The 26005-nt window shown below is 66.1% G+C and carries 22 protein-coding genes; 8 read left to right on the forward strand and 14 right to left on the reverse strand.

What is annotated here, in order from left to right; all coding sequences use genetic code 11:
• The first annotated feature begins 23 nt into the window (after positions 1-23).
• Positions 24-422, forward strand: coding sequence for a DUF1489 family protein (locus D0Z70_RS13030; RefSeq protein WP_119747072.1), 399 nt, complete (start codon positions 24-26; stop codon positions 420-422).
• A gap of 288 nt (positions 423-710) precedes the next feature.
• Here the strand turns inward: D0Z70_RS13030 and D0Z70_RS13035 are convergent, their stop codons facing one another.
• From D0Z70_RS13035 to D0Z70_RS13055, 5 genes are all read right to left on the reverse strand, one after another.
• Positions 711-2108, reverse strand: a complete 1398-nt coding sequence (locus D0Z70_RS13035) for a UdgX family uracil-DNA binding protein (protein WP_119747074.1) — start codon at positions 2106-2108, stop codon at positions 711-713.
• 168 nt (positions 2109-2276) lie between these two features.
• Positions 2277-2741: a hemerythrin domain-containing protein gene (locus D0Z70_RS13040; RefSeq protein ID WP_119747076.1), complete on the reverse strand. Its 465-nt coding sequence runs from the start codon at positions 2739-2741 to the stop codon at positions 2277-2279.
• A gap of 58 nt (positions 2742-2799) precedes the next feature.
• Positions 2800-3147, reverse strand: a complete 348-nt coding sequence (locus tag D0Z70_RS13045; protein WP_119747078.1) for a hypothetical protein — start codon at positions 3145-3147, stop codon at positions 2800-2802.
• 87 nt (positions 3148-3234) lie between these two features.
• The gene (locus tag D0Z70_RS13050; RefSeq protein WP_119747080.1) at positions 3235-4479 is read right to left on the reverse strand and encodes a putative DNA modification/repair radical SAM protein; all 1245 of its coding nucleotides are present in this window, start codon (positions 4477-4479) and stop codon (positions 3235-3237) included.
• Between the two features lie 61 nt (positions 4480-4540).
• A complete protein-coding gene (locus D0Z70_RS13055) occupies positions 4541-6400 on the reverse strand; it encodes a CHASE3 domain-containing protein (protein WP_119747082.1) in 1860 nt (619 codons plus the stop codon).
• A gap of 104 nt (positions 6401-6504) precedes the next feature.
• Between D0Z70_RS13055 and D0Z70_RS13060 the strand changes: the two genes are divergently transcribed.
• The 3 genes from D0Z70_RS13060 to D0Z70_RS13070 are packed head-to-tail and all read left to right on the forward strand — an operon-like array spanning position 6505 to position 11723.
• Positions 6505-10092 (forward strand): hydantoinase B/oxoprolinase family protein, encoded by a 3588-nt coding sequence (locus tag D0Z70_RS13060; RefSeq protein WP_119747084.1) that lies wholly within the window; start codon positions 6505-6507, stop codon positions 10090-10092.
• Between the two features lie 45 nt (positions 10093-10137).
• Positions 10138-11133, forward strand: coding sequence for an MlaD family protein (locus D0Z70_RS13065; RefSeq protein WP_119747086.1), 996 nt, complete (start codon positions 10138-10140; stop codon positions 11131-11133).
• Positions 11130-11723, forward strand: a complete 594-nt coding sequence (locus tag D0Z70_RS13070; RefSeq protein WP_119747088.1) for an ABC-type transport auxiliary lipoprotein family protein — start codon at positions 11130-11132, stop codon at positions 11721-11723. Before D0Z70_RS13065 ends, D0Z70_RS13070 begins: the two co-directional genes overlap by 4 nt.
• Before the next feature lie 49 nt (positions 11724-11772).
• Here the strand turns inward: D0Z70_RS13070 and D0Z70_RS13075 are convergent, their stop codons facing one another.
• The 7 genes from D0Z70_RS13075 to D0Z70_RS13105 all read right to left on the reverse strand — a co-directional run bounded on the left by D0Z70_RS13075 (position 11773) and on the right by D0Z70_RS13105 (position 20166).
• Positions 11773-12429 carry an ATP-binding cassette domain-containing protein gene (locus D0Z70_RS13075; RefSeq protein ID WP_119747090.1) on the reverse strand — a complete coding sequence of 219 codons (657 nt, stop codon included), beginning with the start codon at positions 12427-12429 and terminating at the stop codon, positions 11773-11775.
• Positions 12426-13193 (reverse strand): ABC transporter permease, encoded by a 768-nt coding sequence (locus D0Z70_RS13080; protein WP_119747092.1) that lies wholly within the window; start codon positions 13191-13193, stop codon positions 12426-12428. The genes D0Z70_RS13075 and D0Z70_RS13080 overlap by 4 nt, the downstream gene beginning before the upstream one ends.
• Positions 13181-15301, reverse strand: coding sequence for a RyR domain-containing protein (locus tag D0Z70_RS13085; RefSeq protein ID WP_119747094.1), 2121 nt, complete (start codon positions 15299-15301; stop codon positions 13181-13183). The genes D0Z70_RS13080 and D0Z70_RS13085 overlap by 13 nt, the downstream gene beginning before the upstream one ends.
• Before the next feature lie 8 nt (positions 15302-15309).
• Positions 15310-16863, reverse strand: coding sequence for a C1 family peptidase (locus D0Z70_RS13090; RefSeq protein ID WP_119747096.1), 1554 nt, complete (start codon positions 16861-16863; stop codon positions 15310-15312).
• Positions 16864-16893: 30 nt separating this feature from the next.
• Positions 16894-17808 carry a hypothetical protein gene (locus D0Z70_RS13095; protein WP_119747098.1) on the reverse strand — a complete coding sequence of 305 codons (915 nt, stop codon included), beginning with the start codon at positions 17806-17808 and terminating at the stop codon, positions 16894-16896.
• Between the two features lie 61 nt (positions 17809-17869).
• Positions 17870-19501 (reverse strand): SUMF1/EgtB/PvdO family nonheme iron enzyme, encoded by a 1632-nt coding sequence (locus D0Z70_RS13100; RefSeq protein ID WP_119747100.1) that lies wholly within the window; start codon positions 19499-19501, stop codon positions 17870-17872.
• Positions 19498-20166, reverse strand: a complete 669-nt coding sequence (locus D0Z70_RS13105; protein ID WP_119747102.1) for a hypothetical protein — start codon at positions 20164-20166, stop codon at positions 19498-19500. The genes D0Z70_RS13100 and D0Z70_RS13105 overlap by 4 nt, the downstream gene beginning before the upstream one ends.
• A 211-nt stretch (positions 20167-20377) precedes the next feature.
• Between D0Z70_RS13105 and D0Z70_RS13110 the strand changes: the two genes are divergently transcribed.
• Complete coding sequence (locus D0Z70_RS13110; RefSeq protein WP_239018910.1) at positions 20378-21991, forward strand: caspase family protein; 1614 nt, start codon at positions 20378-20380, stop codon at positions 21989-21991.
• A gap of 155 nt (positions 21992-22146) precedes the next feature.
• On the opposite strand, the gene D0Z70_RS13115 is transcribed toward D0Z70_RS13110, so the two are convergent.
• Positions 22147-22806, reverse strand: a complete 660-nt coding sequence (locus D0Z70_RS13115; protein WP_239018911.1) for a hypothetical protein — start codon at positions 22804-22806, stop codon at positions 22147-22149.
• Between D0Z70_RS13115 and D0Z70_RS13120 the strand changes: the two genes are divergently transcribed.
• Positions 22805-23728 carry a toll/interleukin-1 receptor domain-containing protein gene (locus D0Z70_RS13120; RefSeq protein ID WP_119747145.1) on the forward strand — a complete coding sequence of 308 codons (924 nt, stop codon included), beginning with the start codon at positions 22805-22807 and terminating at the stop codon, positions 23726-23728. The genes D0Z70_RS13115 and D0Z70_RS13120 overlap by 2 nt on opposite strands.
• A 95-nt stretch (positions 23729-23823) precedes the next feature.
• Here the strand turns inward: D0Z70_RS13120 and D0Z70_RS13125 are convergent, their stop codons facing one another.
• Positions 23824-24582 (reverse strand): class II aldolase/adducin family protein, encoded by a 759-nt coding sequence (locus D0Z70_RS13125; protein ID WP_119747104.1) that lies wholly within the window; start codon positions 24580-24582, stop codon positions 23824-23826.
• Positions 24583-24808: 226 nt separating this feature from the next.
• On the opposite strand from D0Z70_RS13125, the gene rpsU reads away from it, so the two are divergent.
• Complete coding sequence (gene rpsU, locus D0Z70_RS13130; RefSeq protein ID WP_006957190.1) at positions 24809-25015, forward strand: 30S ribosomal protein S21; 207 nt, start codon at positions 24809-24811, stop codon at positions 25013-25015.
• A 72-nt stretch (positions 25016-25087) separates the two neighbouring features.
• On the forward strand, positions 25088-25651 hold the full coding sequence (locus tag D0Z70_RS13135) for an FKBP-type peptidyl-prolyl cis-trans isomerase (protein WP_119747106.1): 564 nt from the start codon (positions 25088-25090) through the stop codon (positions 25649-25651).
• The last annotated feature ends 354 nt before the right edge of the window (positions 25652-26005 follow it).

The raw sequence follows: 26005 nt of genomic DNA on the forward strand, positions 1-26005 counted from the left end.
GCGCGCGTCCCCAGATCGCCGCCATGCCGCTGCACATGACCAAGATCGCCTTCCAGAGCGAAAGCCCCGCCACCTTAAAAGCCTGGCTGGAAAGCCATGCCGGTGAAGCGCGGCTGACCACCCGCTATCTGCCCAAGCGGGTCGAGGAAATGGCAGGCGGATCGCTCTACTGGATCCACGGCCACCGCATCGTCGGCCGCAGCCCGATCCTGGGCTTCGCCGAAACCGGGCAGGGCCGCCACTGGATCCGCCTCGCGCCGACGCTGATTCCCGTCCACCCGATGCCAAAGCGCGCCCATCAGGGCTGGCGCTATCTGGCGGCGGAGGACGCCCCGCTCGATCTGGGCGAGGGGGAAGAGGATGCCACCGCCGCCATGCCCGCCGCGATGCTGGGGGAATTGGCAAAGCTGGGCTTGGTGTAGGCGGTTACACGCGACCTTCTCCCCGTCGGGAAGAAGGATATGAAGCCTTGCCGCACGCAGTGCGGTTAGGCGCAGTTGGAAGAGGGGGAGCGTCCGCTACGACCATTGGCTGACCTTATTCCCCCTCCCGCTGGCGGGAGGGGGTTAGGGGGTGGGCCAGCGCGAGGTGGCGCAGGCCCACCCCGCTGCGACTAAGAGTCTGCTTCGCAGCCTCAAGTCTCGCTGCCCCTCCCGCAAGCGGGAGGGGAATAGAAAGCCGTCTTTCCGCATCCACCCCATGCAACCCTTTCACCCCAACCCCCGCACCCTCTCCCCGACCACGCGCAACTCCTCTACAAACCGCGCCCGCTCCACCGCCGCTTTCGTCGCGTCGGGCAGCCGCAGCAAATAGCTCGGATGCACCGTGACCCAGGCTTCCGCGCCGTCCGCCAGCGGGATCGCCGCGCCGCGAACCTTGCCGATCGCCACCGCCTTGCCCAGCAGGGCGCGCGCGGCGGTTGCGCCCAGCGCGACAATCACGCGCGGGCGCACCAGCGCCAGTTCCTGTTCCAGCCACCATCGGCACGCCTGCACCTCGCCCGCCTGCGGGGTCTGGTGGATACGGCGCTTGCCGCGCGGCTCATATTTGAAATGTTTGACTGCATTGGTGACATAGGCCCGCGCCCGATCCACCCCGGCTTCGGCCAGCGCAGCGTCGAACAATTGTCCCGCCGGGCCGACAAAGGGCCGCCCGGCCAGATCCTCCTGTTCGCCGGGCTGCTCGCCGATGAACAGCAGGGGCGCATTGACTGGCCCTTCGCCAAACACCGTTTGGGTCGCGGGGCCGTGGAGCGGGCAGCGGGTGCAGCCGCGCGCCTCCTCGCGCAGCGCGGTCCAGGCGGCCATCGCATTGCCGGTCCGTTTGGTGGGGGCAGGGGCGGTGGCGATCATCGCCGCCTCGCGCGCCTGCGCCCCTGCGACCAGGCCGGGAATGAGCGCCGCTTCGGGCAGGTTGCGCCAATATTTTTTCGGCATTTCGGACAGCATCGCGCCCACTTTCAGCCGCGCGGGGTTGAAGATGGCGGCATAATAGCCCTTCCATATCTCCTCGACCGGATCGTCCCCCGGCGCGTCGCTGCGCGCTGCGCCCGGCCCCTGCGTCAACGTCTCGCCATCCCAATGGATGCTCGCCTCCGGCGTCAGGATCGACCAGCGCATCGTCGCAAAGCGCCGGACGAAAAAGTCAGCATTGGCGCGCACGATATGCTGTTCCGGCTCGAACCAGGCGACAAAGCGCGTGCCGTCCGCATCCTCCAGCGCGCGGAACCGGACGAAGGCGCGCATCTTGTGGATGTCGCGCCGCACCGCCTTGGCCAGCCCCTCGATCCGGCGCAGCAACGGATCGGCCTTGTCCTCCATCGTGCCGGGCCGATCGCGCAGCTGCACCAGCAGCGCATAGAGCAGCGAAAAACGCTGCGGATCGCGATGCAGGATCGCGCTTTGGGCCAGATCGACAAAGGCGCGCGGCACCGCAAACGCCGCTTCTGGTGCGACCGGCGGTGGGGCATCGCTGGCGAACAGGTCGCCGCCTTCGTCCCCGACCTGCCACACGATATCGGCCGGATCGATCCCCGCCAACGCCAACCCACGCGCCGCCGCCCGCCAGCCGTCAAAATCATCCGGGACGGCCAGCGACGCGCGATACATGGAGGTTATACCGATATGCAATGAATGTGCCTCATCTCCCCTCCCCGGCGGGGAGGGGTCGGGGGAGCGAGGCGAAGCTGAGCGTCTGCGCTGGCGGCAGCGCACCCCCACCCAACCTCCCCCTCAAGGGGGAGGAGAATTATGGATCAAGATTATCGCACTTTGATATTAGCTGTCGGCCTCGGCACGCGCCAGTTCGGCGGGCTTGCGCTTGGCGAAGGTGGCGGCGAGTTTCTTTTCCTCATCCGCCGTCAATTCCTTGGCGGCGTCGGGGAACATCTCTTCCTCTTCCTCCTCGATATGGTGGAGGTAGCGCTTCTTCATCTCGGCAAATTTCTTGCGCCACGCTTCGCCGTCGAATTTCAACTCGTCCAGCTCTTCGAGATAATCGTCGATTTCCTTATGCTCGGACACGCTATGCTGCGCATCCTCGCGCAGGTCCGGGCGCGCCAGCATGGTGGCGTAGAGGGTCTCTTCCTCAGCGGCGGCATGAGCCGACACTTCGATCTTGAATTGGTCGAACAGCTTTTTCAGTTGATCCGTATCATCTTTGGCATCCGCCATTTTCGCGAACATGTCGCGATGGACGTCATGATCCTGTTTCAGACGGTCGAAAATCGTCGCGTTGGCCATGGCAATGTCTCCTCCAGATATGGGGAGGAGAACGATGGGACCGGCAATTAGGTCCGTGTCAGCCGAACAGGAAGCGGAAGATGATCGCGACCGGTATCCACAGCAATGCGCCAACCAGGCTGGCACCCCATAATTGCACGACATCGCGGCGGAACCGCAGCGCCAGTCCGCTGTGCGACAGGTCGCTCCGTTCCAGCAGCTGCCAGCGCCGTTCCAGCCCGCGCGCGGCGACGGCAAAGCCGCCGATCGCGACGATGATGCCCAGATGCAGCACCAGTGATCCGCCCATCTTGGCGACGATGAAGATCTGCAACAGGCAGAAGGTGACAAGCGCCGCCGCCAGATGCGTGCTGATACGCTTTGCGAAACCGACATTGCGGCTGCCAATGGCATGACTGTCGAACATTGCCGCCAAGACCCTGACCCCCTTGGATGACCTAGCCCTGAGAGTTTCACGAACCAGCCCCACGATCAACCGCAAAATGCGTCTTTTTCATGAAAAAAGATCGAGCTGGGCGGGGGCCAGGGTCATCTGGGCGCGCAGGTCCGCCTGGTCGGCGAGTTGCACCGGTCGCCAGTCGCTGGCGATCAGGAAGGGGCGCAGCTTCTTGATTGACGTCGTCAGCCGCGCCACATCGTCCAGCCGCAACCGGCGATGGCGGCGGCTGGCGAGGATGCGGTTGACCGCCTTCACCCCCAACCCCGGCACGCGCAGCAGCATTTCGCGCGGGGCGCGGTTCACATCGACCGGGAAAATCCCGCGATGCCGCAGCGCCCAGGCGAGCTTGGGGTCGATGTCGAGCGGCAAGCATCCCGTCACCGGATCGGTCGCGCTCGCCACCTCATCCGCGCCATAGCCGTAAAAGCGCATCATCCAGTCTGACTGATAAAGCCGATGTTCGCGCAGCAATGGCGGGCGCTTGAGCGGCAACACGGCGCTCGGCGACGGGATGGGTGAGAAAGCGCTGTAATAGACCCGCCGCAGCCGGTGCCGGTCATAAAGGCTGCTGGCGCGGGTGATGATCGCGCTGTCGCTGGCATCGTCCGCACCGACGATCATCTGGGTCGATTGGCCGGCAGGGGCAAAGCGCGGCGCATGGCGATATTTGCGCCGCGCCTCGCCCATATCCTCCATCGCGCTCCGCATGTCCGCCATCGCGCCCTCGATCCGCCCGCCATCCTTTTCCGGCGCCAGCCGTTCCAGCCCGGCCTGCGTCGGCAATTCGACATTGATCGACAGACGGTCGGCAAACAGCCCCGCCTGATGCGACAGTTCGGGGTCAGCGTCGGGAATGGTCTTGAGGTGGATATAGCCGCGAAAATCATGCTCCTCGCGCAGGCTGCGGGCCACCGCCACCATCTGCTCCATCGTATAGTCGGACGAAGCGATGATGCCCGACGAGAGGAACAGCCCCTCGATATAATTGCGGCGATAGAAGCTGAGCGTCAGGTCGACCACCTCCTGCACCGTGAAGCGCGCGCGCCGCACATCGCTCGACCGGCGGTTGATGCAATAATGGCAGTCGAAAATGCAGCTGTTGGTCAGCAGTATCTTGAGCAGCGATATGCAGCGCCCGTCCGGGGCATAGGCATGACAGATGCCCATCCCCTCGGTCGATCCGATCCCCTTGCCCCCGCGCGAATCCCGCTTGGCTGTGCCGGACGAGGCGCAGGACGCATCATATTTGGCCGCATCGGCGAGGATTTCGAGTTTCTGACGGGTGGAAAGGGCGACCATATCGTTCCTGATATGTTCTAAAACTCGCCCTGTCTACAACCTCGATCAGTGAGTGGGCCGATCAGCCCTCGCCATCCAGCACCTGCCGCACCTTGGTCGCCAGCTGGTCCAGCGTGAACGGCTTGGCCAGGAAGGAGACACCGGGGTCCAGCATCCCGTTATGGACGATGGCGTTGCGGGTATAGCCGGTGGTGTAGAGGACTTTCAGCCCCGGCCGCGCCTCCCGCGCCCGGTCGGCCAATATCCGACCGTTGATGCCCGGCATGACGATGTCGGTGAACAACATGTCGATGCGCGGCTGGATCGTCAGCATTTCCAGCGCCTGTTCGCCGTCCGATGCCTGCACCACGGTATAGCCCAGCTCGCGCAGCGAATCGACCGACATATGCCGCACCCGCTCCTCATCCTCGACCAGCAGGATGATTTCCTCACCCTGCGCGCGGGGCAGGCTGTCGGCGGCGGGGACGATATAGCTGCCCGTCGCATCCGGGCCATAATGGCGCGGCAGGTAGATTTTGATGATCGTCCCCTGGCCCGGCTCGGAATAGATTTTCACATGGCCATGCGATTGTTTGACGAAGCCGAATACCTGGCTGAGGCCAAGTCCCGTGCCCTTGCCCACGCCCTTGGTGGTGAAGAAGGGGTCGAACGCGCGCGCCACGACATCGGGCGGCATCCCGGTGCCGCTGTCGGCGACCGACACCATGATATATTGGCCCGGCGTCACTTCATCATGGGTCGTGGCATAGGCGTCGTCCAGATGGGCGTTACCCGTCTCGATCGTCAGCTTGCCGCCACCCGGCATCGCGTCGCGCGCATTGACGCACAGGTTGATGATCGCATTTTCCAGCTGGTTGGCGTCGATGCTCGCCCGCCACAGCCCGCCCGCCAGCACCGATTCCACCCGCACATCTTCACCGATCGTTCGGCGCAGCAGTTCGGACATGCCGCCGACCAGCTTGTTGACGTCGGTCGGCTGCGGGTCGAGCGGCTGCTGGCGCGAGAAAGCGAGCAGTCGCGCGGTCAGTTGCGCCGCGCGTTGCGCCCCTTCGGTTGCATTGTCGATGCCCTTGACCACGCGCGGGTCGCCATCCTCGCCCAGCCGCCGCCGCGCCATGTCCAGCGATCCGATGACGATGGCCAGCATATTATTGAAATCATGGGCAATGCCGCCGGTCAGCTGGCCGATGGATTCCATCTTGTGCATCTGGCGCAGCTGCGCTTCGGCCGCCTCGCGTTCCTGCGCTTCGGTGATCAGTTGCTCATTGGCTTGCTCCAGCGCCCGGCTGTGCGCGAGTGCTTCGACCATCCGCCGCTGCGCGGTGCGCAGCGCCATCAGGCCCAGCAGGATGACCAGCGCCGCACTGACCGCCAGCCCGCCCGACACCAACATGCTCAGCCACCCGTTGCGTGCCGTGCGATCGCGCAGCAATCGCTCCTCGCGGGCCTTCATCGTGGCGACCTGCGCCCGGATGGCGGTCATCAATATATGGCCAGGCGCAAAGATGGCGGAATCAATCGCCAGTCCCGCGCGCTTGCGCGCCACGCCCCGCTCCAGATAGGTGCCGCGCCTGGCGATCAGCCCGCCCAGCCGGTCAACCGCCTGCACCTGCGCAGGATTGTCGTTCACCTCTTGGCGCAAAGCCGCCAGGTCACCCTGCCACTGGCGGTCGAAGTCATTATAGGCGGCCAGGAAATCGGGTTGCCCGGTCAGCATATAGCCACGCTGGCTGCTTTCCGCCGCCTGCACCCGCGCCAGCATCACCGACAGCCGGTTTTCCACCCGCAACGTATGCTGAATCCAGTCCGCGCCGGCCTGCTGGCTGCGATACAGCCAGAATGTGCCGCTGACCGCCACCATGACGATCAGCAACGCGAGCAATAACAAAAGGATCGACCGTTCGGGGCGGGTGGCGGGCATGGCGCCCCTCATGGGAAAATGCAGCGCGCAGGGCAAGTCCCCTGCGACGAGTGTCGTCGCGCACGCCCTTGCCATAGCGCCGCGCTCCCGCCATCACCCCCGCCATGGACTGGCAATTCTGGATCGATCGCGGCGGCACCTTTACCGACGTGGTGGCGCGCGACCCCGACGGGCGGCTGCACACCGCCAAATTGCTGTCGAGCGACCCTGAACGCTATGCCGACGCGGCGGTGGAGGCGGTGCGGCGGCTGACCGGCGCAGCAGAGGGCATGATCCCGCCCTGTTCGTTGCGGATCGGCACCACCATCGCCACCAACGCCCTGCTGGAGCGCAAGGGCGAACCGACCCTGCTTGCGATCACGCGCGGTTTTCGCGACGCGCTGCGCATCGGCTATCAGGACCGGCCCGACCTGTTCGCGCGGCACATCATCCTGCCCGACCCACTATATACGCAGGTGGCGGAAATGGACGAACGGGTCATGGCCGATGGCTCGGTGCTGACACCACTGGACCAGGAGCCGGCCCGCTCCGCGCTGCAATCGGGCTATGACAGCGGCCTGCGCGCGATCGCCATCGTGCTGATGCACGGCTATCGCTATCCGGCCCATGAACGGGCGATCGCCGCGCTGGCCGCCGATATCGGCTTCACCCAGATTTCGACCAGCCATGATGTCGCCCCCCTCATCAAGCTGATCGGGCGCGGCGACACTTGCACTGCCGATGCCTATCTCTCCCCCGTGCTGCGCGCCTATGTCGATGGGCTGCGCGACGCGCTGGGCGATCAGGCGGACATGCTGTTCATGCAGTCGAACGGCGGCCTGATCGACGGCAGCCTGTTCCGGGGCAAGGATGCGATATTGTCCGGCCCGGCGGGCGGCATTGTCGGCCTTGCCCGGACGGCGGAACAGGCCGGTTTCCGGGAGGTGATCGGCTTCGACATGGGCGGCACATCGACCGATGTGTCGCATTATGCCGGAGCCTATGAGCGCGACAATGAGGCGCGGGTCGCGGGCGTCCGACTGCGCGCGCCGATGATGCGCATCCACACCATCGCGGCGGGCGGCGGCTCGATCTGCTCCTTCGTCGATGGCCGCTTCCGCGTCGGCCCGGAATCGGCAGGCGCGGTGCCGGGGCCGGCCTGCTACCGGCGCGGCGGGCCGCTCACCATCACCGACTGCAACCTGCTGCTCGGCAAGATTCAGCCCGATCATTTTCCCAGCCTGTTCGGCCCGAATGGCGACCAGCCGCTCGATCCCGCCGCGGCGCAGGCGCGCATCGCCACGATCTGCGCGCAGGTGCAGGCAGAGACCGGTCGGACCCTTACTGTCCGCGACGCAGCCCAGGGTTTCATCGCCGTCGCTGTCGCCAGCATGGCCAATGCGATCAAGCGCATCTCGGTCGCGCGCGGCCATGATGTGACACGCTATACGCTGGCCAGCTTCGGCGGGGCAGGCGGGCAACATGCCTGCCTGGTCGCCGACGCGCTCGGCATGGACCGGGTGATGATCCATCCACTGGGCGGGGTATTGTCTGCCTATGGCATGGGGCTGGCCGATCGTCGCGCGGTGCGGGAGCGCACGCTGGCGCTGCCGCTTGATGCGCAGGGGATGGCGCAACTCGATCAGGCGCTGGCGGCCCTTGCTGCCGACGCCCGCGCCGACCTGCCCCAGGCCGGCCGGATCGAAACCCTGCTGCGGCTGCGCTATGATGGCACCGACAGCCTGTTCGACGTGCCGCTGGCGGATATCGACGCGATGCGCGCCGATTTCCTGACCCAGCATAGCGCCCGCTTCGGTTTTGTCGGGCAGGGCCGCATCCTCATCGACATGGCGCGGGTCGAGGCGATTGCCGACACCAGCGAAGCGATGAGCGCGATCGCCACCATCGCCGCGCAACCCGCCGCCCCGCTGGCCCATATCGACTATGCAGGCGAAACCGCCCCGGTCCACGACCGCGCAGGCCTGGCCGCCACCAGCATCATCGACGGCCCAGCGCTGATCATCGACCCCGTCTCCACCACCGTCGTGGAACCCGGCTGGCGCGCGCGGCTGGACGCGATCGGCAATCTGATCCTCACCCGCCACAGCCCGCGCCCTGCGCCGCAGACCGGGGACGCCAGCGCGGTCGATCCCGTTCGGCTCGAAGTCATGGGTGGTCTCTTCATGGCCATTGCCGAGGAAATGGGGGCCGCGCTCCAGAACAGCGCGTCGTCGGTGAATATCCGCGAACGGCTCGATTTTTCCTGCGCTCTGTTCGACGCAGCGGGCAATCTGGTCGCCAACGCCCCGCATATGCCGGTGCATCTGGGCAGCATGGGCGACAGCATCCGCACGATCATGGCGCGGCGCGGGACCGGGCCGGACAGGCAGCCGATCGACGGGCGCGGGATGCAGCCGGGCGATGTCTATGCCCTCAACGCGCCCTATGATGGTGGCACCCATCTGCCCGACGTCACCGTCGTCATGCCGGTGTTCGTCGATCAGGACGCTGCGCCTGCCTATTATGTCGCGGCGCGCGGCCATCATGCCGATATTGGCGGCATCACCCCCGGCTCCATGCCGCCGGGCAGCGTTTCGGTTGAGGAAGAAGGGGCCATCCTCGATAATGTCCTGCTGGTTGATCGCGGGCGTTTTCTTGAAACCGATATGCGCGCATTGCTCGCATCGGGACCATGGCCTGCGCGCAATATCGATCAGAATGTCGCCGATCTCACCGCCCAGATCGCCGCCTGCGCGCGGGGCAGTCAGGAATTGTTACGGATAAGCAACGATTATGGCGCGGCCACCGTCGCCGCCTATATGTCCCATGTCCAGGACCAGGCCGAAGCCGCCGTCCGCCGCCTCATGACCCGCCTGTCCGACGGCAAATTCAGCTATGCGATGGATAATGGTGCTATTGTCCAGGTCACTGTCCGGCTTGACCATGCGAGCTGTTCCGCGACCGTCGATTTCGCCGGATCGTCGCCCCAGCTTCCTGGCAATTTCAACGCCCCCGTCTCGGTCGTCCGCGCCGCCGTCCTCTACGTCGTCCGCACCCTGATCGACGAGGCGGTGCCAATGAATGACGGCTGTTTGAAGCCCATCACCATCATCGTCCCCGAAGGCTCGATGCTCCGCCCCCGCCACCCCGCCGCCGTGGTCGCGGGCAATGTCGAAACCAGTCAAGTCGTCACCGACGCCCTATTCGGCGCGCTCGGCGTCATGGCAGGCGCGCAGGGGACGATGAATAACTTCACCTTCGGCAATGCCCGCCACCAATATTATGAAACGATCGCGGGCGGCTCCGGCGCTGGTCCGGACTTTGACGGCGCGCCGGTGGTGCAGACGCATATGACCAACAGCCGCCTGACCGATCCCGAAATCCTCGAAACCCGTTTCCCGGTGCTGCTCGAAGAATTTTCGATCCGTCCCGGCTCCGGCGGGCAGGGCGTTCATAAGGGCGGCGACGGCGCGTTGCGCCGCATCCGCTTTCTGGAAGATATGACTGCAGGCATCCTCTCCAACCGCCGTATCGTCCCGCCCTTCGGCCTGGCGGGCGGCGCACCCGGTAGCGCCGGCCGCAACATGATCGAACGCGCTGACGGCAATATCGAACAGCTCGGACCTACCGCCACCGTCGATATGCAGGCTGGCGATATGTTCGTCATCGAAACGCCGGGCGGTGGCGGCTTCGGCACCGCCGATCCCGCTTGACAAGACCCCCGCGCGGGTCTGTTGTGACCGGCAGGGGAGGGGTCGATGACGCCGGACGCAGCAACGCAGATCAGATGGGGCGTCGGGGCCGCGATCCTCGCCGTGGCGCTGGTTGGAATCGTGGCGCTGGTCCCCGATCCCTTCTTCCGCCAGCGGGTCATCGCCACCACGCTCGATGATGTCGAGGGTGTCTCGCCCGGCGTGCAAGTCTATTTTCGCGGCGCGCCCATTGGTCAGGTTCGCTCGGTCGAACTGGACGGGGCCAGCCGCACCTTTGCGGTCCATATGGGCGTGGCGAAGGACTGGCGGCCCTCCCCCTGCGCCTTCGCCACCGTCGCCGCCGCCAATCCGCTGACGGCCCCGCGCATCGAACTGGTCGCGCTGGAAACCGCAAGCGCGCAGTGCGCCACCGCCCGCCGCGCTTATGGTTGCGACACGATCGCCGGGCCACAGACGACCGACGCCATCGCCGGATGCCGCCGCCCCGCCGACCTGTTCGAGACCGCCTCGATCGCGATTGGTGAAGCCGCCGCCGTCGCCCGCACCGCCAACGCGATGGCGCAGCGGCTCGCCACCATGTTGCAGGGCGACGGATCGGGCAGCGCGGTCGACATGGCGCAGGTCGCCCGCAACGCAACCGAGACTCTTGCGGCGCTCAACTCGCTCAGCACCCAGCTCGACCGCAGCTTCACGCCGGGGCAGGGCGATATTGCGCTGACCCTCTCTCACGTCCGCAAGGCAACCGGTCGCGCGTCGGAAATCGACATTGCCGCGCTCAACGGCATATTGCGCGAAACCCAGGCGATGGTCGCGCAGAACCAGACCAGCATCGCCGGGCTGCTCGCCGAAGGAAAGGGCAGCGCCAGCGAAGCGCGGATGATCCTGGAGGGGGCGTCCGCCTCGCTGATCGCCACCAGCGCCAATCTGGAACGCACCAGCGCCAGCCTCGGCAATTTGAGCGAAAGGCTGGCGGGCGACCCGACCTTCGCGATCCGGGGCCAGCGCTACGCCGATCCGCCACCGCCGGGAGGGAAAAAATGATGCGCCTCGCCTCGATCCTCCTGCTCCTTGCGCTCCCGGCCTGCGCCGCGCTGAAGGGCGGCGACGTGCCCGTCACCATGCGCCTGTCGCCCCGCTTCACCCCCGGCCCAGTCCAGCCTGCGCCGACGCTGACGGTCGCCCCGGTGCAGGCGCGGGGATTGAGCGGTGGGCTGCGCTACGCCTATGTCGATGCCGCCACACCCGGCGAAATCCGGCAGGCCGCGACTCTCTTCTGGGAAGAACCGCCCGCCACCATGCTCGCCCGCGCTCTGGTCGCCGGGCTGCGCACCCGCTTTGCCGCCGTAACCGGGCCGGACCTGTCGCTGGTTGCCGACCGCCGGGTCGTGGCGACGCTCGGCCGGTTCGAGGAAGTGACCGGCGCTGGCAGCGCGCAAGCGGTCGTCGCCTTCGACGTGACCCAGGTGGCGCAGGGCAAGGCCATCTGGACCGGCCGCTATTGCGCCACCCAGCCGATCGCCGCGGCGGCCGGCACGGCACGGGCTGCGGCATTTCAGGGCGCGATCGAACAGGCGGTTGAGGCCTTCGTTCAGGACGCCGTATCGGGGAAAGTCAGCGCTGCTTCCTGTTGAAGCATCGAGATCCAAATACCCCCGTTCGCTCAGCCGGAACGGAGGTAGGCTACACCAACCGCCCAGCCTCCAGCCGATACACCCGCTCGCACAATCGCCCCGCCAGCGCCGCATCCTGCGTCAGCAGCAGCAGCGCCCGGCCATGCGGCACGATCCGCCGTCGCACCTGCTCCTCCAGCGCTGCGCTACGCGCATAGGCGCCCTCGAACGGCTCGTCCAGAATCAGCAGGTCAGGATCACGCATGAAGGCGCGCGCCAGTTCCGCCCGCCGCCGCTCACCGATGGAGAGCATGTCGGCGCGGATGCTCGCCGCCTGCTCCAGCCCATATTCCAGCAGCAGCCGGTCGATCCGCCGTCCCGCCTGCGCGTCACGCCCGCCCATGCGCCCCAGCGCCAGCCGCATATTCTCCTCGACGGTCAGGTCGCCCAGTAATGACCCGCCCTGCATCGCCAGCCCGCAACGTGCGCGCAGCAACCGGCGCGCGTCGGTATCGGCTTCGTCCAGCGCCACCCCCATCAGCCGCACCGTGCCGCTACCCGGCTCCGCCAGCCCGACCGCCAGCCGCAACAGCCAGCCCTTGCCCGATCCGCTCTCGCCCACAATCGCGACCCGCTCACCCGCCGCGATGGTCAGGTCGATCCGGTCCAGCAACCGCACCCCGCCCAGGATTAAACTGACGCCCTCAAAGGTCAGCAGATCGCTCATGCCAAGGCAGTCCAGATCGCCGCTGCCGTGAAAATCCCCAGCAGCCCGGCGGTAAAGGCGGTGGTCGCGCGGCGGCCAATGTCGGCGGGCGATCGCACCGGCTTGGCTCCCACAGCGCCGCCCACGCCAAAGGCGATCAGCGCATAGACCAGCACCTTGCCCATGCCGGTCAGCATCGCCCCCGCCGCCTCGTGCGAAAAGGCAAAGCCCGCCCATTGCGCCCAGTCGATATTGGCCATCAACCCCAGCGGCAGGGCGCAGCCGACCAGCGCGGCCAACCCTGCCAGCATCATATGGATCGGCACTGACAGCAGCACCGCGACCAGTGCCGGACCCAAAGCATGGCCGACCGGGTCGCGCCCCAACGCCTCCAGCGCGTCAATCTCCCGGTTGAGCGACATCGCCCCCAGCCGCGATGATAGCGCCACGGACACGCTGCCCGACGCGAACAGCCCCACCAGCAACGGCACGATGTCGCGCAACAGCGTTTCCGCCAGCGCCGCCTGAACCGGAATCTGCGCATTATACAATGCCAGCAGCCGCGCCGCGCCGATCCCGGCGATCATTCCCGCCAGCGCCGCCAGCGGCAGCAACGTGCGCAAGGGTCGCCAGACATGCAGCGGCAGGCCATCGGCCAATTGCCGCTGCGCCAGCCGATCGCCTGCCACCAACCGCCGCGCCATGCCGCGCGTCGCGCGCCCGATCAGCCACAGCCCGGCCCCCAGCGCGGCAAGGATTTTGCGGCTGCCCTTCAGCGCGCCCATGGCGCCCGGACAATCGCGCCGTCGCTGCCCAGTTGCACGGCGCGGGCGTCGTCGACCGGACCCGGCGTCAGGACCAGTTGTGCATCAGGCAGGACCGCCGGATCGGCCATGGCGCAAATGCCGTCCGCCGCCCGCACCAACTCCGCCGCCATCCGCGCGTCGCCGCCATGCAGCCTGTCGATGATTGCCTGGACATGGCTCACCAGCACCAGTTGAATCAACCGCCCCCGCTGATGCAGCGCCGCCATCATCGCCCGCGACCAGCCATCGGCAAGATCGCCCGCAAACAGCGGCACCCGGTCGGGATAATGCGCGTCCAGCGCCCCCAGCAGCGCCCCCGGATCGGGCGGCGCGGCTTGCCCACCCGACAGGATCGCCACGGTCAGCACCCGGAGCGCCCGCCGCCCAGACGCGCCCAGCAACCGCGCCATGATCCGCACCTGCTCCCGGTCCAGATCTTTGATCGCTTCGCTCAAATCATCATAGGGGATGATGTCGGGGTGCAGCCGCTTGGCGTCATCGCGCACCACGCCGAACGTCCATCCCTGCACCAGCTTCGCCGCCATCCAGCGGTCATGCTCGGCGCGCGACAATTCCTCCAGTTCATCGGGCGTCAGCAGCAGCGACGGTCCGCTGCCCTCCACCAGCCGCGCGCCAATGTCGCGCAGTTTCAACTGATAGCAGTCGGCGACCAGCCGGTTATCGTCGCGGAAGCTTTCGGGCAGATTTTCCCATTCCTGCATCGACGCCCGCACGCCGATTCGCTCCCCTTCTGCAAAGCGCCCCTCCAGATAGAAATCATGGATCGACCGGGCCAGCGCATCATGCCGGTCCTGCAACAGCATGTCGGGATCGGCCAGATCGGCGAGCGCCCCGAATGGCAAAATCCCCGCGCCCAGCCGCGTATCATGCCCGCCATCCATCCGCACATGGATCGGCGGCGCGACTAGCGCGGCAGCGCGATAGCGCGCATCGACCGCCAGCGCGATCGCCAGCGCCCTGTCATCTTCGCCCGCGTCGATCAGGATTGCGACCGGCTCACCCTGTGCCGCGACATGCAGGTCGATTAGCGCGCCGATCCCCGCAGGGTCAGGCCGCGCTTCGACAAAGCGCACAGGCGACAGGCTGTCTGCCCCCGGATTGCGCGCCCGGAAACCTGCCTCAGCCGTTGCCGCATCGGCCAGATGAATGAAAAAGGACGGCTTGCCCCCGTCGCGATAATGGCCGCCCGCCAATGTCCGCAGCACATAGCGCTCGACCAGCGGGGTAAAGCCGATCACCAGCACGCCGCGCCCCGCCTGTCCCGTGCGACTGAAACCGTCGATCGGCCGGGCCAGCGCCAGCTGCCGCGCGGCAATGTCGGGCAGCGCCGCCAGCCGCACCCGCGCGGTCTTGCGGTCGCCCTGCTCGAACCGCTGCTCGACGCTGCGCCGCAGGTCGAGGTCATCGACGCGCAGGATGACGTCCAGCGGATCGCCAGCGGCACGCACCTGCGCCGCCTGCCCCATAACGGCGGAGGCGAGGGCAATATTGGTCCGCGCCTCGCGGCTCAGCAGCAGCACGGCCCGCGCCTTGTCCAGCGCCAGTGCCTGCACGCTGTCGTCTGTTTCCGCCTGCTCGACCTCCGCCGCCCCGGCCTCGATCGCGTCTGCGACCCAGACGGTGCGCCGGTCCCCCGGCCACAGCAGCACCCGCCGCCCGTCATCCAGCGCGCCGCGCGCCGCCTGCGCCGCCAGCCCGCTATCGGCATCGCCCGCAATCACCAGATGGTCGCCCCGCGCCCGGATCACCGCCAGCCGCCAGGGATTGCGTAATTGCTCCCACGCCAGCGCGACGGTGGACCAGAAGGTCAGCAACGGCAGCGCCCAGCGTGCGATATGCAGCGCGATCGGCAAATCGCGCCCCTCCAGCGCCTGCGGAAAATTGCCGACGATCAGCCGCAGCGACCGGAACGCATCCTGCGCCAGGGTGGAGGCGATTCCCGCCTGACCATAGGCTTGGCTAAAGCCCCATGTGCCAAGCAGGAAAGCGACCCCCATCGCCCCGAACCGCACGATCGGCGCGACCGGCGGCAGCCTTAGTCCCTTGCCCCGCTTGCCCCCGGTCATCGCGGGGGTCAGTTGCTGGTGTGCAGGCGGACGAAGGCGGCGGACACGCCGTCACCGGGATGGCCGACCAGCTTGGCGCGCAGCCGCGTCAGAAATTGCCGTTCAGTGCCATTGACCACCTCATCATCACCAAACAGCGGCTTGTCGGACGCCAGCGCGACGATCAGTTCCGGGCCGAAGGGCGGGGCGACGGCATAGCGTTGCGCGGTCTTGGACAGGCCGATCATCACCTGCCGCACCCCCTTGCGATCGGGTTCGGGATGGCCGCGATGCAGTTCCACCGCGCTGCCATCGGCCTGCAGATAGATGATGCTGAGATAGGGCCGCGCCGCCGTGGTGGTCGCGCTGACGCCGAAAATCTCATTCTCCTTCATCGTCACCGGATCGCCCTCACGCGGAGCGCCTGCCTCGGTCAGCGCCGCGATCCGCGTCCCCGCCCGTGCCATCGGGCCGGCCAGCGTCAGCGCCGCCTCGCATTGCGGCCAGGGCAGATGACGCACCTCGAACTTCGTTTTGGGGTCGGCCTTCAGCGCGGCCTCGCGCAAGGCGGCAATTGCGTTCAGGTCGCCGGAAAAGCCCGATACCGCGCCGCCCTTCACGCTGACGGCACCGCAGGGCATGGCGGCGGCCTGTTCGCTCACCATCTGCGCCGCGCTCTTGGGCGCTGGCGGCGAGGCGCCGGGCGCGGCCGGAACCACCGGCGCTTCAAGCGAATAGGCTTCCCCGGTCAACAGCCGGAAGGTCGCATAGTCGATCCAGGCATAGCCCTTGTCGCCCCAGATCGGACCCCAGCTGTTCATGATGCGCAGCGCCTGCCGCTCCTCATCATAGCCCACGATCGCCATGGCGTGATAATTGGCCTTGGCCGGGACTTCGCCGCGGCGGTAAACGCCATCGCCGCGATGCGCCTTGAAATCGGCAGGGACAGGCATGGCGAAGATCACCGGCGCGCCACGCGCCAGCGCACCCTTTACGTCATCCAGGATGATCGGTGTGCGCCAGTCATCCTTCACCTCGCGGTCGACCGCGCGCCAGTCCAGCAGGCGATAATTGCCCGCCTTGGCTTTCAGCGCTTCGGGCGCGGGGATCGCGCATTTGGTCATGTCGTCGGGGAAGTCGGCCAGGCTGACCGTCCCCTCATTCTTGAGCAAGGTCAGCGCCTCGACGATGCTGATCGTCCCGCTGCACGGCGTGCCGGCAGGGCGCAGCCGGTTATAGACATAGGCCGGGCTCATCTGGTCGGCAGGCGCGGCGGGCTGCACATCCTTGTCACGAAAGTTCAGGAAAGTGCGTGCCGCATAAGTGGTGGCCCAGGCGACGCAATTGGGTTGCGGTCCCTGCGATCCGGGCGGCGGATAGGCGTTGGACAGATCCACTCGCTTGGGCAGATAGGCGCGAAACCGCCCCTGTTTGGGCAGTTTCGCATAATCTTCGGGAGAAACGGGTTCCGCACCTGTCATGAATTGCGGATCGTCCGCCTCCTGCGCGGATAACGCCGAAAGGCCGACCCCTGACAGCGCCAGCAATGCCGGGATGCCCCAGCTTATGGCCCGATGCGTCATCGCCCGTTCCTCCCCTTGGATGTGCCGTTCTTAGAAGCGATAGCCGATGGTCAGCGTCAGCGCGTCATAATCGAAATCATGCGAAAAGCTGTTGGTGCCATGGGTGTAGATCAGCCCGATGCGCAACTGTTCGGCCTTGCTCTTCTGTTCCGCCTCGCGGGTGCGGATGCCGATGCTCAGCGCCGCTTCATGCACATCCTCATAGGATTGCGGATCGTCGGTCAGCTTGGTCCAGGTGTAACTGGCGCGCAGCGACCCCTGCCGTCCGCCGAACATCCGCCCCTTGAACGGCAGCTGATAGGCCACGCCATTGCGGAAGGTGAAGACATTTTCCTTCACATAGAAAGCCGGATCGCGCCCCAGACCCCAATTGGTGGTTGTGGACCAGCCGATCATGTTGCCAATGGTCAGGTCGCCGCGCCCGACCTGGGCGATCTTGTAGCGGCTGCTCGCCGACAGAGTGATGAGGTCGCTGCTGGTCGAACCGAAAAAGGCTCCTGCGTCAGTGACGCCATAGGCGATGCGCGGGGTGATCAGCCAGTTGGGCTGGACCGGTATCTCGATCCCGGTGGACAGCGTCCCCATTGTTGCGGTCGCGCCGTTATTGACGTGCAGGACGTTGAGCACCGGGTCGATCAGCACGCGGGCGCGGCTGCCCTCGAACGGACGCAGCGCCTTTTGATAGCGCAGCTCGTAGCGCTGGCCCTCCACGCCTGCCGATCCCCAATAGCTGATCGCCGCGCCGATCGTGTCGGCATCGCCTTCCATGTCGAATCCGGGCGTGTCCGGGTCATCGTCATAGTCCAGGTCGTTAAGGTTCAGCGCCGTAGTCACCGCGCCATGTTGCAGACTGTTGGGACTGCCCACCGTCGCCAGATAGGCCGAAGCCTGCGCCGTACCCGGCACACATGCCATCAGTGCCGCCGTTGCCAGATATTTTTTCATTGTCTCACCCCTGTTGCGGAACCGGCTTCCCTCTCCGGTTCCTGATCCTCATTGAAAATAGTCAGGACGCGCCGAGTATCTCGTCGGGGTCCAGATCCCGCACCACCCGCAGGCCGGCATCCTGCCGCCGTTTGGTCGGCGCGACCGTTAACCGGTTGGCCGATCGCAGCGCGCCGGGTGCACTCTCGAACGATCCGCCACGGATCACCCGCGTCCGGCACGACTGGTCGGTGCAGCCCGCCGTCCATTCCCACACATTGCCCTGCATCTGGTTAAGACCAAAGGCATTGGCAGGATAGGCGTTCACATTTTCGGGATAGCCGCGATAGGGGGCGGTGTCCGATCCGCGATAGCGCGCGGTATGATCATAATTGGCCTGGCTCGGCCCGATATCGTCGCCCCATGGAAAGGCACTCGGCGTGCCGCCCCGGCTGGCATATTCCCACTCCGCCTCGGTCGGCAGGCGATAGGTGCGCCCGGACTTGACCGTCAGCCAGGCCAGGAACGCCTGTGCATCCTCATAACTGATGTCGGTCGCCGGGATTAGCGGGTTGGGATTTTCCTTCGCCCAATTGCCCAGCTTCGTACAGGCATTGTCGCGCACGCAGCCATTCCATTCCGCGATCGTCACTTCATAGACGCCGATCGCAAAGGGCCGCTCGATCCGTACATTGGCCTGCACCGGCTCATCGCTGCCGCGTCCCGGCTCCGATGGGGGCGACCCGAACGGGGTAGTGCCGGCGGGGATGGCCCGCATCCATGGGCAGTTGGCGCAATCATAAAAACGGTCGTTGGCTGCCCGGTCGCAGGAAATGAAGCAGGGCGGCGCGCCTTGCAGGCCATAGTCGAACGTCGGCTTCTGGAAATTCTTGCCTGCCGAAAGCGCGACACGATCCGATACGCGCTTCAAGGCATCGGCGATATTCTGTTGCGGGCGGCGGATTTCCTCGGCCAGCACCTTGGAGAAGATACCATCATCGAACGCGAACTGGTCGGCACTGGTGGAAAAGGCGACCAGATAGCCCTGATCGGGCCGGATCGCGGCAGCGGGCGCGCGCACCATGCGGCGCAGCCCCTTGCTCCCGGCCAGCTCGCCCACGGCGCTGGTTTCCACCCCGGTTTCGTCCGCAATCATCTGCGTCAGCGATGGCGGCGGCGCGGCCAGCACGTTGCGGCACATGTCCAGCACGATCAGCATGGTTTTCGCGCCAGACCCCAGCAGATTGCGGGTCAGCGCCGCACGGGTCAGCGTCGCCGTCTCCGCCGTCACATCGCGCCCGGCATCGACCGGCAGCAGCATGACATCGCCATAGCTGCCCAGCGCCGCGCCATGGCCGGAAAAATAGAGCATCCCGAACGCCTTGGGTCCGGCGGCGGCCAGTTTCGCGCGAAAATCAGCAATTGCGGTCAGCATCGCGTCACGCGACAGGTCACGGCGCACCTGCACTGGTCCCTCGCCGCTCGCATCGACAAAGCCGGTGGCGTTGAGCGCGGTGGTGATCTTGTCGCCATCGGCATAGGTGGACGCAAGCTTGTCGAACGACTGATAGGCACCGTTAACGATCACCAGCGCCAGCCGGGGTTCGTCGGCGGCGTGCGCCGCGCCGCCGCCAGCCAGCAGCGCGACCAGCAGGCCCAGCGCGGCCATGGCGCGGAACAGGGGCGCCAGCGACAAAGCAGCGCGCGTGATCATTTCGTGGCCTTGCGCGGCGCGAATTCCACTTGAGTGACGATCTGGTCGACCGCATCGACATGCAGCACCGCGTCATAGGTCCGCGCGGCCTTGTACGGCTCGGCCGGACCGCCGCCGAACAGCTTGGCGAAGAAGCCGCCAAAGCCGCGCCCCTTCTGGCAATAGGGGCTGACCGTGACCATGCCGCCGCTTTTTTCAATTTCGTTCAGCCAGGCACCCAGCGGGGCGGGCGCTTCATTGGCGACCGGATAGGGCGAGTCGATATCGACCACCACTGTCCGTCCCCGCCGCAGCTTGCCTTTGAGCGCGCGGTCGAACCGTGCGGGGTCGGCGAAGCGAAGCGTTGGTTTGGCGACCGGCCGATCACAGGCTTTCAGTACCGCCGGGGCCGCAGCCGGGGTGGCAACGGGCGCTGGTCGCGTGCCGACAGGTTCGGCCGGGCGCAGCTTCACCGGCGCGATGGCATTAGCTGCGGGCGCGCTGGTAGCGGGCAGGGGTGTCGCATTCGGAGCGGCTTGTTGCCCATTCGCAACAACATTGGCGGGCGGTGCTTCCGGCGCGATGATGCGCACGCCCCGTCCTGCGGCACCATCGGTCGTGTCGCCTGGCTGGCTTTGCGGCGGGGTTGCGGGGACGGGGGCCTGCGCCAGCCCGGTGGACGCCATGCCCAGCGAAAGTCCCGCAGAAGCAATGGCTAAGATACCTCTCACTATTATCATCGTTCTACCCTGAGTCATGATATAGTTATTGCTCCCCCAACCATTATGAGATTATGGGGTTATGACTGATCAGGCAACAAAAAAGCGCGGGAGATTCCAAGTGGCGAAGGGGCGTCGTGGACTCTGGGCAACAGTATTAACGACTTTTGTCACAATATTGGCATCCCCGTCGGCTGTCCATGCCGAAACCCGCGCCCTGCTGGTCGGTGCCTGGCAGTTCCGCTCCTCCCTGATCATGGATCTGGCTGGTCCCGAAAATGATCTTCAAGCCATGGAGACAGTGATTCGCGGTCAGGGTGCCAGCGATGTCACAGTGTTGCGTAATGACGGTGTCAGTCGCACCACGGTCGAAACCGCGCTCCATGCTCTGGGGCTTCGCTCCAAACCGGGCGACTGGATCTTCCTTTATTATACCGGCCATGGCGCGCTGGCCGAAGCCAGCCTAAAGGGGACGCGCGACGGCGATACCGACCAGTTCCTGCCGCTGCCCGGTTTCGATCCCGACAGCAAGGACGCTGAACGCTTCATCGTCGACAAGGATTTCTACACCTGGCTCGCCCTGTACATCCCGCGCGGGGTGCAGGTGCTGATGATGGCCGACACCTGTCATTCCGGCACGCTACACCGCTCAGTCGATCCGCGCGCCATGGGCATGACCCCGCGCCTGACGCTGGGCGGGCGTAATGTCGAGCTGGGGTCGCGTCCCGCGCCGCGCTTCGCCAGCACGCTGGCTTCCGTCGAGGGCGCGGCGCTTACCGCCACGCGGGAGGATCTGCCCAACCTCTTCTATATCAGCGCCGCGCGCGACGATCAGGTCGCCTGGGAAAATGCCTTGCCGGTCGAGGGTGCACCGACGCGCGGTTTCCTTACCTGGTCGTTCGAGCAGGGGCTGACCACGCCGCGCGCCGATGGCAAAGGCATGGCGGCGGATCAGGACGGCGATGGCAAGCTGACCATCGGCGAACTGGGCACTTACCTGAATGTCCAGGTCCGCATGTTGAGCGGCCAGCGGCAGGAAAGCAGCAGTATCATTCCGCCGGGCCGCGAAGGGCAGGGGCTGTTCGCCACCGTGCCGCCGCCCCCCGCGCCCCCGGTCGCCCCGCCGCTGCCGGGCCTCTATGTCGCAGACGTGAAGGCGCGCGCCAGCGTCACCGGCGACCATCCCTGGCGCATCCTGACCGATGGCAAGGGCGCAGATTTCGTCTGGGACACTGTCCGTCAGGTCATGCTCCGCCGCACCGGCGACATGGTCGCGCAAAATGTCAAAACCATGCCGCAGTTGCGCGGCGTCATCGACAAATGGGCCGCGGTCGAGGCGCTGCGCCCGCTCCTGTCCGAACAGCGCACCCGGCTGATGATCGGCCCGCTCGAAAATGGCGCGCGCTACCCCACGGGTGCGCCGGTCACGCTGGCGCTGGCGCAGCAGGGCGCGGATCAACTTGGCACCGCCCCTCAATATGCGACAGTGTTCAACATAGCGTCGGACGGAACGGTCCAGCGCCTCTTCCCGGCCGCGCCCTCGGATGGCGACGGTCGCCTGGCACCCGGCCAGTCGCTCCCCGTCCTCGAAAGCCAGGTCATTGCCCCCTATGGCACGGACCATGTCGTGGCCCTAGTGACACCCCAGCCGCCGGAAACCTTCCGCTTGCTGTTGCGCACGGTTGAAAATCAGCGTGCCGCCGCCCGGCTGGTCGCGCCGATCCGCGACCTGCTGGCCAAGGCGCAGGGGCAGGCCAGCCTGTCGATCGGCGAACTTTATACCGGCAATTGACGATGCCGGTGTTAATTACCCTTTTGGCGAAATGCGCGAAAGAGCGCATTTCGGTTGCCGCACCGGCCCACCCCCCCACCCGACCGCCCACAGAGTGTATCCTGAATGGGAGGTCGGGTAGGGGTGTGGGCCGGTGCGGATGCGCCAGTAGCGCCTCAATTACTCAAAATCACCGTCCGGCTCTTGGCTGCGCTCTTGTTACCGATGTCGATGCGATATTGCCCCGACGCGCGCGGCGTTACGGCACAGACCGGCGCATAATCGGCATTATCGTCCAGGCACAATTGCCTGCCCGACGCATCGAGCAGGCGGATATACATGTTCGTGCCAATGTCGCCGATAGCGCCGATCCGCAGCGGCTCGCCCCCCTTGGCCGTCACGGTGAAGCGATAGGCGTTGCGCGCGCCGACATCCTGCACCCGCCGCACCAGCCCCTTGCCGAAAGCCGAAGCGGTCACGCCGCGCCCCGATGCCGACTGGGCCAGCCGAATCTGCAACAGCAAGGCCTGATCGTCACGCGCCAGCGCCTTGGCCTCGGCAAACAGGGCGTCGGGCGAAAAGGCAGCGTCGCCTTCCGCCGGAGTCGCGCCATCGGTCATCGGCACTTGCTTCAGCATCCTTGCGGCGGTCAGCATCGCATGGGGGTCACCCTCGCGCCGGGCAAAGTCGGCAACCTGCCGCGCGGCGATCGCCTGCGCGAACGGGTCGGCGGGCTTGATCGGTGCCGGCTTGGCGACAGGCGCGGTGTCCTGCGCCATCACCCCGCTGGCCGCCAATATCATCGCCCCGCTTGCGATTAGGATTTTGCGCTTCATGTCCAACCCTTTCAGCAAGATCATCTCCATACCCGTGGATACTGCTGCCATGGTCGGAAAGCCAGTGCTGAGCGGTGGCGCGGACCTGGCCAAGCAATTGACCGCGCTGGTCGGCGGGGCGGGGGCAGGGCGCTATGCCGCCTTCATCAGCTACAGCCATGCCGATATGAAGGTCGCCCGCTGGCTGCACCGCGCGATCGAAAATTATCGCGTGCCCAAGGGGCTGGTCGGCACACCGGGCGATCGCGGGCCGATCCCCGCCCGGCTGCGGCCGATTTTCCGCGACGAGGATGAACTGGCCGGGGCCGCCGAACTCGGCCCCAAATTGCAGGGCGCGCTCGCCCGGTCCGACGCGCTGATCGTCATCTGCTCACCCAGCGCCGCCCGATCGGTCTGGGTCGACAAGGAAATTCGCAGCTTCAAGACGATCAACCCGGACGCCCCGGTATTCGCGCTGATCGCGGCGGGCAAGCCCGGCGATCCCGACACGGACTGTTTCCCCGCGCCCCTGCTGTTTGCGCTGGATGCGGACGGCGAACTGGACCGCAGCCAGCCGCTCGAACCGCTCGCGCCCGATCTCCAGAAGAACGACCGCAATATCGTCAAGCTCAAGCTGATCGCCGGACTGCTCGGCACGCCCTATGCCAGTCTCTACCGCCGCGACCAGCGCCGCAGCCGCCGCATCGCCGCCGCGCTGGGGGCCTTCGCCTTCCTGCTGATCGTCGTGCTGAGCGGCCTCTCGATCGCCGCCTTCACCTATGCCCGCATGGCAGTGCAGCAGCGCAACGAGGCGCAGGCTGCGCGCAAACTGGCGGAGGAAAATGCCGACAAGGCCGAACGCCGCGCCTGGCTCGCCCAGGTCGCCGCGCAGGAGGTGCGACGGCTGGCGGATGAGGGGGCGAGCTGTCCTCCGCCGTTATGAAACCCCACTCCGTTCGGGCTGAGCCTGTCGAAGCCTTGTCCTTCACTTCAAGAAGGACGGCCCTTCGACAAGCTCAGGGCGAACGGAGGAGGGGGCTAATCCCGCCAGCTCTGGTCCACCCGGTCGATCAGCCGCACCATCGCCTGAAAATCCGGCACCCCCGGCCCGACCGGCAATGTGACGCCCGCCAGATCGCGCTGATGCACCGCGATCACCGCCTCGCTCAGTTCCACCGGCGTCCCCGCCGCGCCCGCTGCCACCTGAATCTCGCAGGCGCGCTGGAGCATCCATTGCTTGAGGAACGCTTCGGGCAAAGTCTCCGCCATCACCAGCGTGCCATGGTTGCGCAGCATCATCACCCGCCTGTCGCCCAGATTGGCGATCAGCCGTTCGCCTTCCTCGCCGCGAATCGTGACGCCTTCAAAATCATGATAGGCGATTCGCCCGGCAAAGGCGGCGGCGTAGAAGCTGATCGGGCGCAGTCCCTCGGCGCAGGCACTCACCGCCATCCCCGCCGTCGTATGGGTGTGGATGATGCAATGGGCGTCGGGCAGATGGCGGTGGAACACGCTATGCTGGACAAAGCCCGCACGGTTGACCGGATAGGGGCTGCCGTCCAGCACCGTGCCATCAATGTCGATCTTGACCAGATTGGACGCGGTCACCTCATGATAACCAAGCCCGAACGGGTTGATCAGGAAGGCGCTGTCCTCCCCCGGCACGCGCACGGTGATATGGTTATAGATGAGTTCGGACCAGCCCAGATGGTCGAAGATGCGGTAGCAGGCGGCCAGTTGCTGGCGCGCCTCCCATTCGGCGGGGGATATGTCGGGGTGTTTTGCGGCGCTGGCCATGGGCGATCCTCTCTTATATAGTGGCAAACATCATCTACTTTCCGCGCACGTAAGTCTAGAGCGCGGGCTTTAGGGTTGAATTGCCGCGACTCTGCTGGTAGGGCGCGCCCCACACGGCGTAGGGTGACCTGCGACGACTCACAGGCTTTGCTATTGCGACGGGCTGTCGGGACGGATTGGAAAATCCCGGCAAAACGCTCGTTTTCGATTGGAGATTGACGGACTTATGCAGATCATCGTTCGCGACAACAATGTCGACCAGGCCCTCCGCGCGCTCAAGAAGAAGCTGCAGCGTGAAGGCGTGTATCGCGAAATGAAGCTGCGTCGTCACTACGAGAAGCCCTCGGAAAAGCGCGCCCGTGAAAAGGCCGCTGCCGTGCGCCGCGCCCGCAAGATGGACCGCAAGCGCGCCGAGCGCGACGGCGCGAAGTAAGCGCCGCCGGGGCGGCCTGCGCCGTCCCGCTATCCTGCTGCCTGCCCGCTCATAATTGCGAGAAGCTTCGCCATGTCCACAACGGCCGTTCCCCTTCGTCCTATCGCCAGGGGGTCTTTGACGCGCCTCTGGATTGGTGTCGCCGCGCTTGCGCTCGCGGCTGGCGGTCTGGCCTGGGCCGGGCAGCAGGGCATCGAAGCCTCGCCGTCCACCTTCATGGCGCAGAATGCCGACGTTGACGGCGTGATCACCACGCCATCGGGTCTGCAATATCAGGTGCTGACTGAAGGCACCGGACCCAGCCCGACCACCGCCGACGTGGCGCTGGTGGGGTATAAGGGTACGCTGCTCGACGGCACCGTGTTCGACGAAAATCCGCAGGCGCCGATGCCGATCGACGGCGTCGTGCCCGGCTTCTCCGAAGGCCTGCAAAAGATGAAGAAGGGCGGCAAATACCGCCTCTGGATCCCGCCGCAGCTTGGCTATGGCGATCAGGCCGCAGGGCCAATCCCCGCCGGCTCTATCCTGATCTTCGACGTCACCCTCCACGACTTCAAATCCCGCGCCGAAATCATGCAGATGCAGCAGATGATGCAGCAACAGCAAGGCGCAGCAGGGGCACAGCCGCCCCGCTAAGCGCGCGCAAAGCCGGATGAGACAAAAGGGGCCGCCCAGTCGGCCCCTTTGTGCGCTGGATAGGATGACGGCGAGAAGCAACACGCCCTTCTCCCTTGGGGGGAGAAGGATACGAAGCCTTGGCGACGAAGTCGTCTAGGCGGAGTTGGATGAGGGGGTTCGACGCTGATGGCGCGCGCTCGCGTGAGGCCGTGACACCCTCACCCAGCTACGACTAAGGCTGCAAGCTGCCAAGTCTGCGCACCCCCTCTCCCTTTAAGGAGACCTTTGCGTAAGCGGCGATTTGGCCGGGCGGGTTGGTTATGGTTGTTGGTTGCGCGCGGCTATGCGGTGATTGAGCCATCATGGGCAGGG

It is taken from the genome of Sphingobium terrigena, from assembly GCF_003591655.1.
GTDB lineage: Bacteria > Pseudomonadota > Alphaproteobacteria > Sphingomonadales > Sphingomonadaceae > Sphingobium > Sphingobium terrigena.

What these genes read in the sequence shown, in the direction of transcription:
- D0Z70_RS13030 (WP_119747072.1), top strand. Translation starts at nt 24, where the DNA reads ATGCCGCTGCACATGACCAAGATCGCCTTCCAGAGCGAAAGCCCCGCC.
- D0Z70_RS13035 (WP_119747074.1), bottom strand. Translation starts at nt 2,108, where the DNA reads ATGTATCGCGCGTCGCTGGCCGTCCCGGATGATTTTGACGGCTGGCGG.
- D0Z70_RS13040 (WP_119747076.1), bottom strand. Translation starts at nt 2,741, where the DNA reads ATGGCCAACGCGACGATTTTCGACCGTCTGAAACAGGATCATGACGTC.
- D0Z70_RS13045 (WP_119747078.1), bottom strand. Translation starts at nt 3,147, where the DNA reads ATGTTCGACAGTCATGCCATTGGCAGCCGCAATGTCGGTTTCGCAAAG.
- D0Z70_RS13050 (WP_119747080.1), bottom strand. Translation starts at nt 4,479, where the DNA reads ATGGTCGCCCTTTCCACCCGTCAGAAACTCGAAATCCTCGCCGATGCG.
- D0Z70_RS13055 (WP_119747082.1), bottom strand. Translation starts at nt 6,400, where the DNA reads ATGCCCGCCACCCGCCCCGAACGGTCGATCCTTTTGTTATTGCTCGCG.
- D0Z70_RS13060 (WP_119747084.1), top strand. Translation starts at nt 6,505, where the DNA reads ATGGACTGGCAATTCTGGATCGATCGCGGCGGCACCTTTACCGACGTG.
- D0Z70_RS13065 (WP_119747086.1), top strand. Translation starts at nt 10,138, where the DNA reads ATGACGCCGGACGCAGCAACGCAGATCAGATGGGGCGTCGGGGCCGCG.
- D0Z70_RS13070 (WP_119747088.1), top strand. Translation starts at nt 11,130, where the DNA reads ATGATGCGCCTCGCCTCGATCCTCCTGCTCCTTGCGCTCCCGGCCTGC.
- D0Z70_RS13075 (WP_119747090.1), bottom strand. Translation starts at nt 12,429, where the DNA reads ATGAGCGATCTGCTGACCTTTGAGGGCGTCAGTTTAATCCTGGGCGGG.
- D0Z70_RS13080 (WP_119747092.1), bottom strand. Translation starts at nt 13,193, where the DNA reads ATGGGCGCGCTGAAGGGCAGCCGCAAAATCCTTGCCGCGCTGGGGGCC.
- D0Z70_RS13085 (WP_119747094.1), bottom strand. Translation starts at nt 15,301, where the DNA reads ATGACCGGGGGCAAGCGGGGCAAGGGACTAAGGCTGCCGCCGGTCGCG.
- D0Z70_RS13090 (WP_119747096.1), bottom strand. Translation starts at nt 16,863, where the DNA reads ATGACGCATCGGGCCATAAGCTGGGGCATCCCGGCATTGCTGGCGCTG.
- D0Z70_RS13095 (WP_119747098.1), bottom strand. Translation starts at nt 17,808, where the DNA reads ATGAAAAAATATCTGGCAACGGCGGCACTGATGGCATGTGTGCCGGGT.
- D0Z70_RS13100 (WP_119747100.1), bottom strand. Translation starts at nt 19,501, where the DNA reads ATGATCACGCGCGCTGCTTTGTCGCTGGCGCCCCTGTTCCGCGCCATG.
- D0Z70_RS13105 (WP_119747102.1), bottom strand. Translation starts at nt 20,166, where the DNA reads ATGGCGTCCACCGGGCTGGCGCAGGCCCCCGTCCCCGCAACCCCGCCG.
- D0Z70_RS13120 (WP_119747145.1), top strand. Translation starts at nt 22,805, where the DNA reads ATGTCCAACCCTTTCAGCAAGATCATCTCCATACCCGTGGATACTGCT.
- D0Z70_RS13115 (WP_239018911.1), bottom strand. Translation starts at nt 22,806, where the DNA reads ATGAAGCGCAAAATCCTAATCGCAAGCGGGGCGATGATATTGGCGGCC.
- D0Z70_RS13125 (WP_119747104.1), bottom strand. Translation starts at nt 24,582, where the DNA reads ATGGCCAGCGCCGCAAAACACCCCGACATATCCCCCGCCGAATGGGAG.
- rpsU (WP_006957190.1), top strand. Translation starts at nt 24,809, where the DNA reads ATGCAGATCATCGTTCGCGACAACAATGTCGACCAGGCCCTCCGCGCG.
- D0Z70_RS13135 (WP_119747106.1), top strand. Translation starts at nt 25,088, where the DNA reads ATGTCCACAACGGCCGTTCCCCTTCGTCCTATCGCCAGGGGGTCTTTG.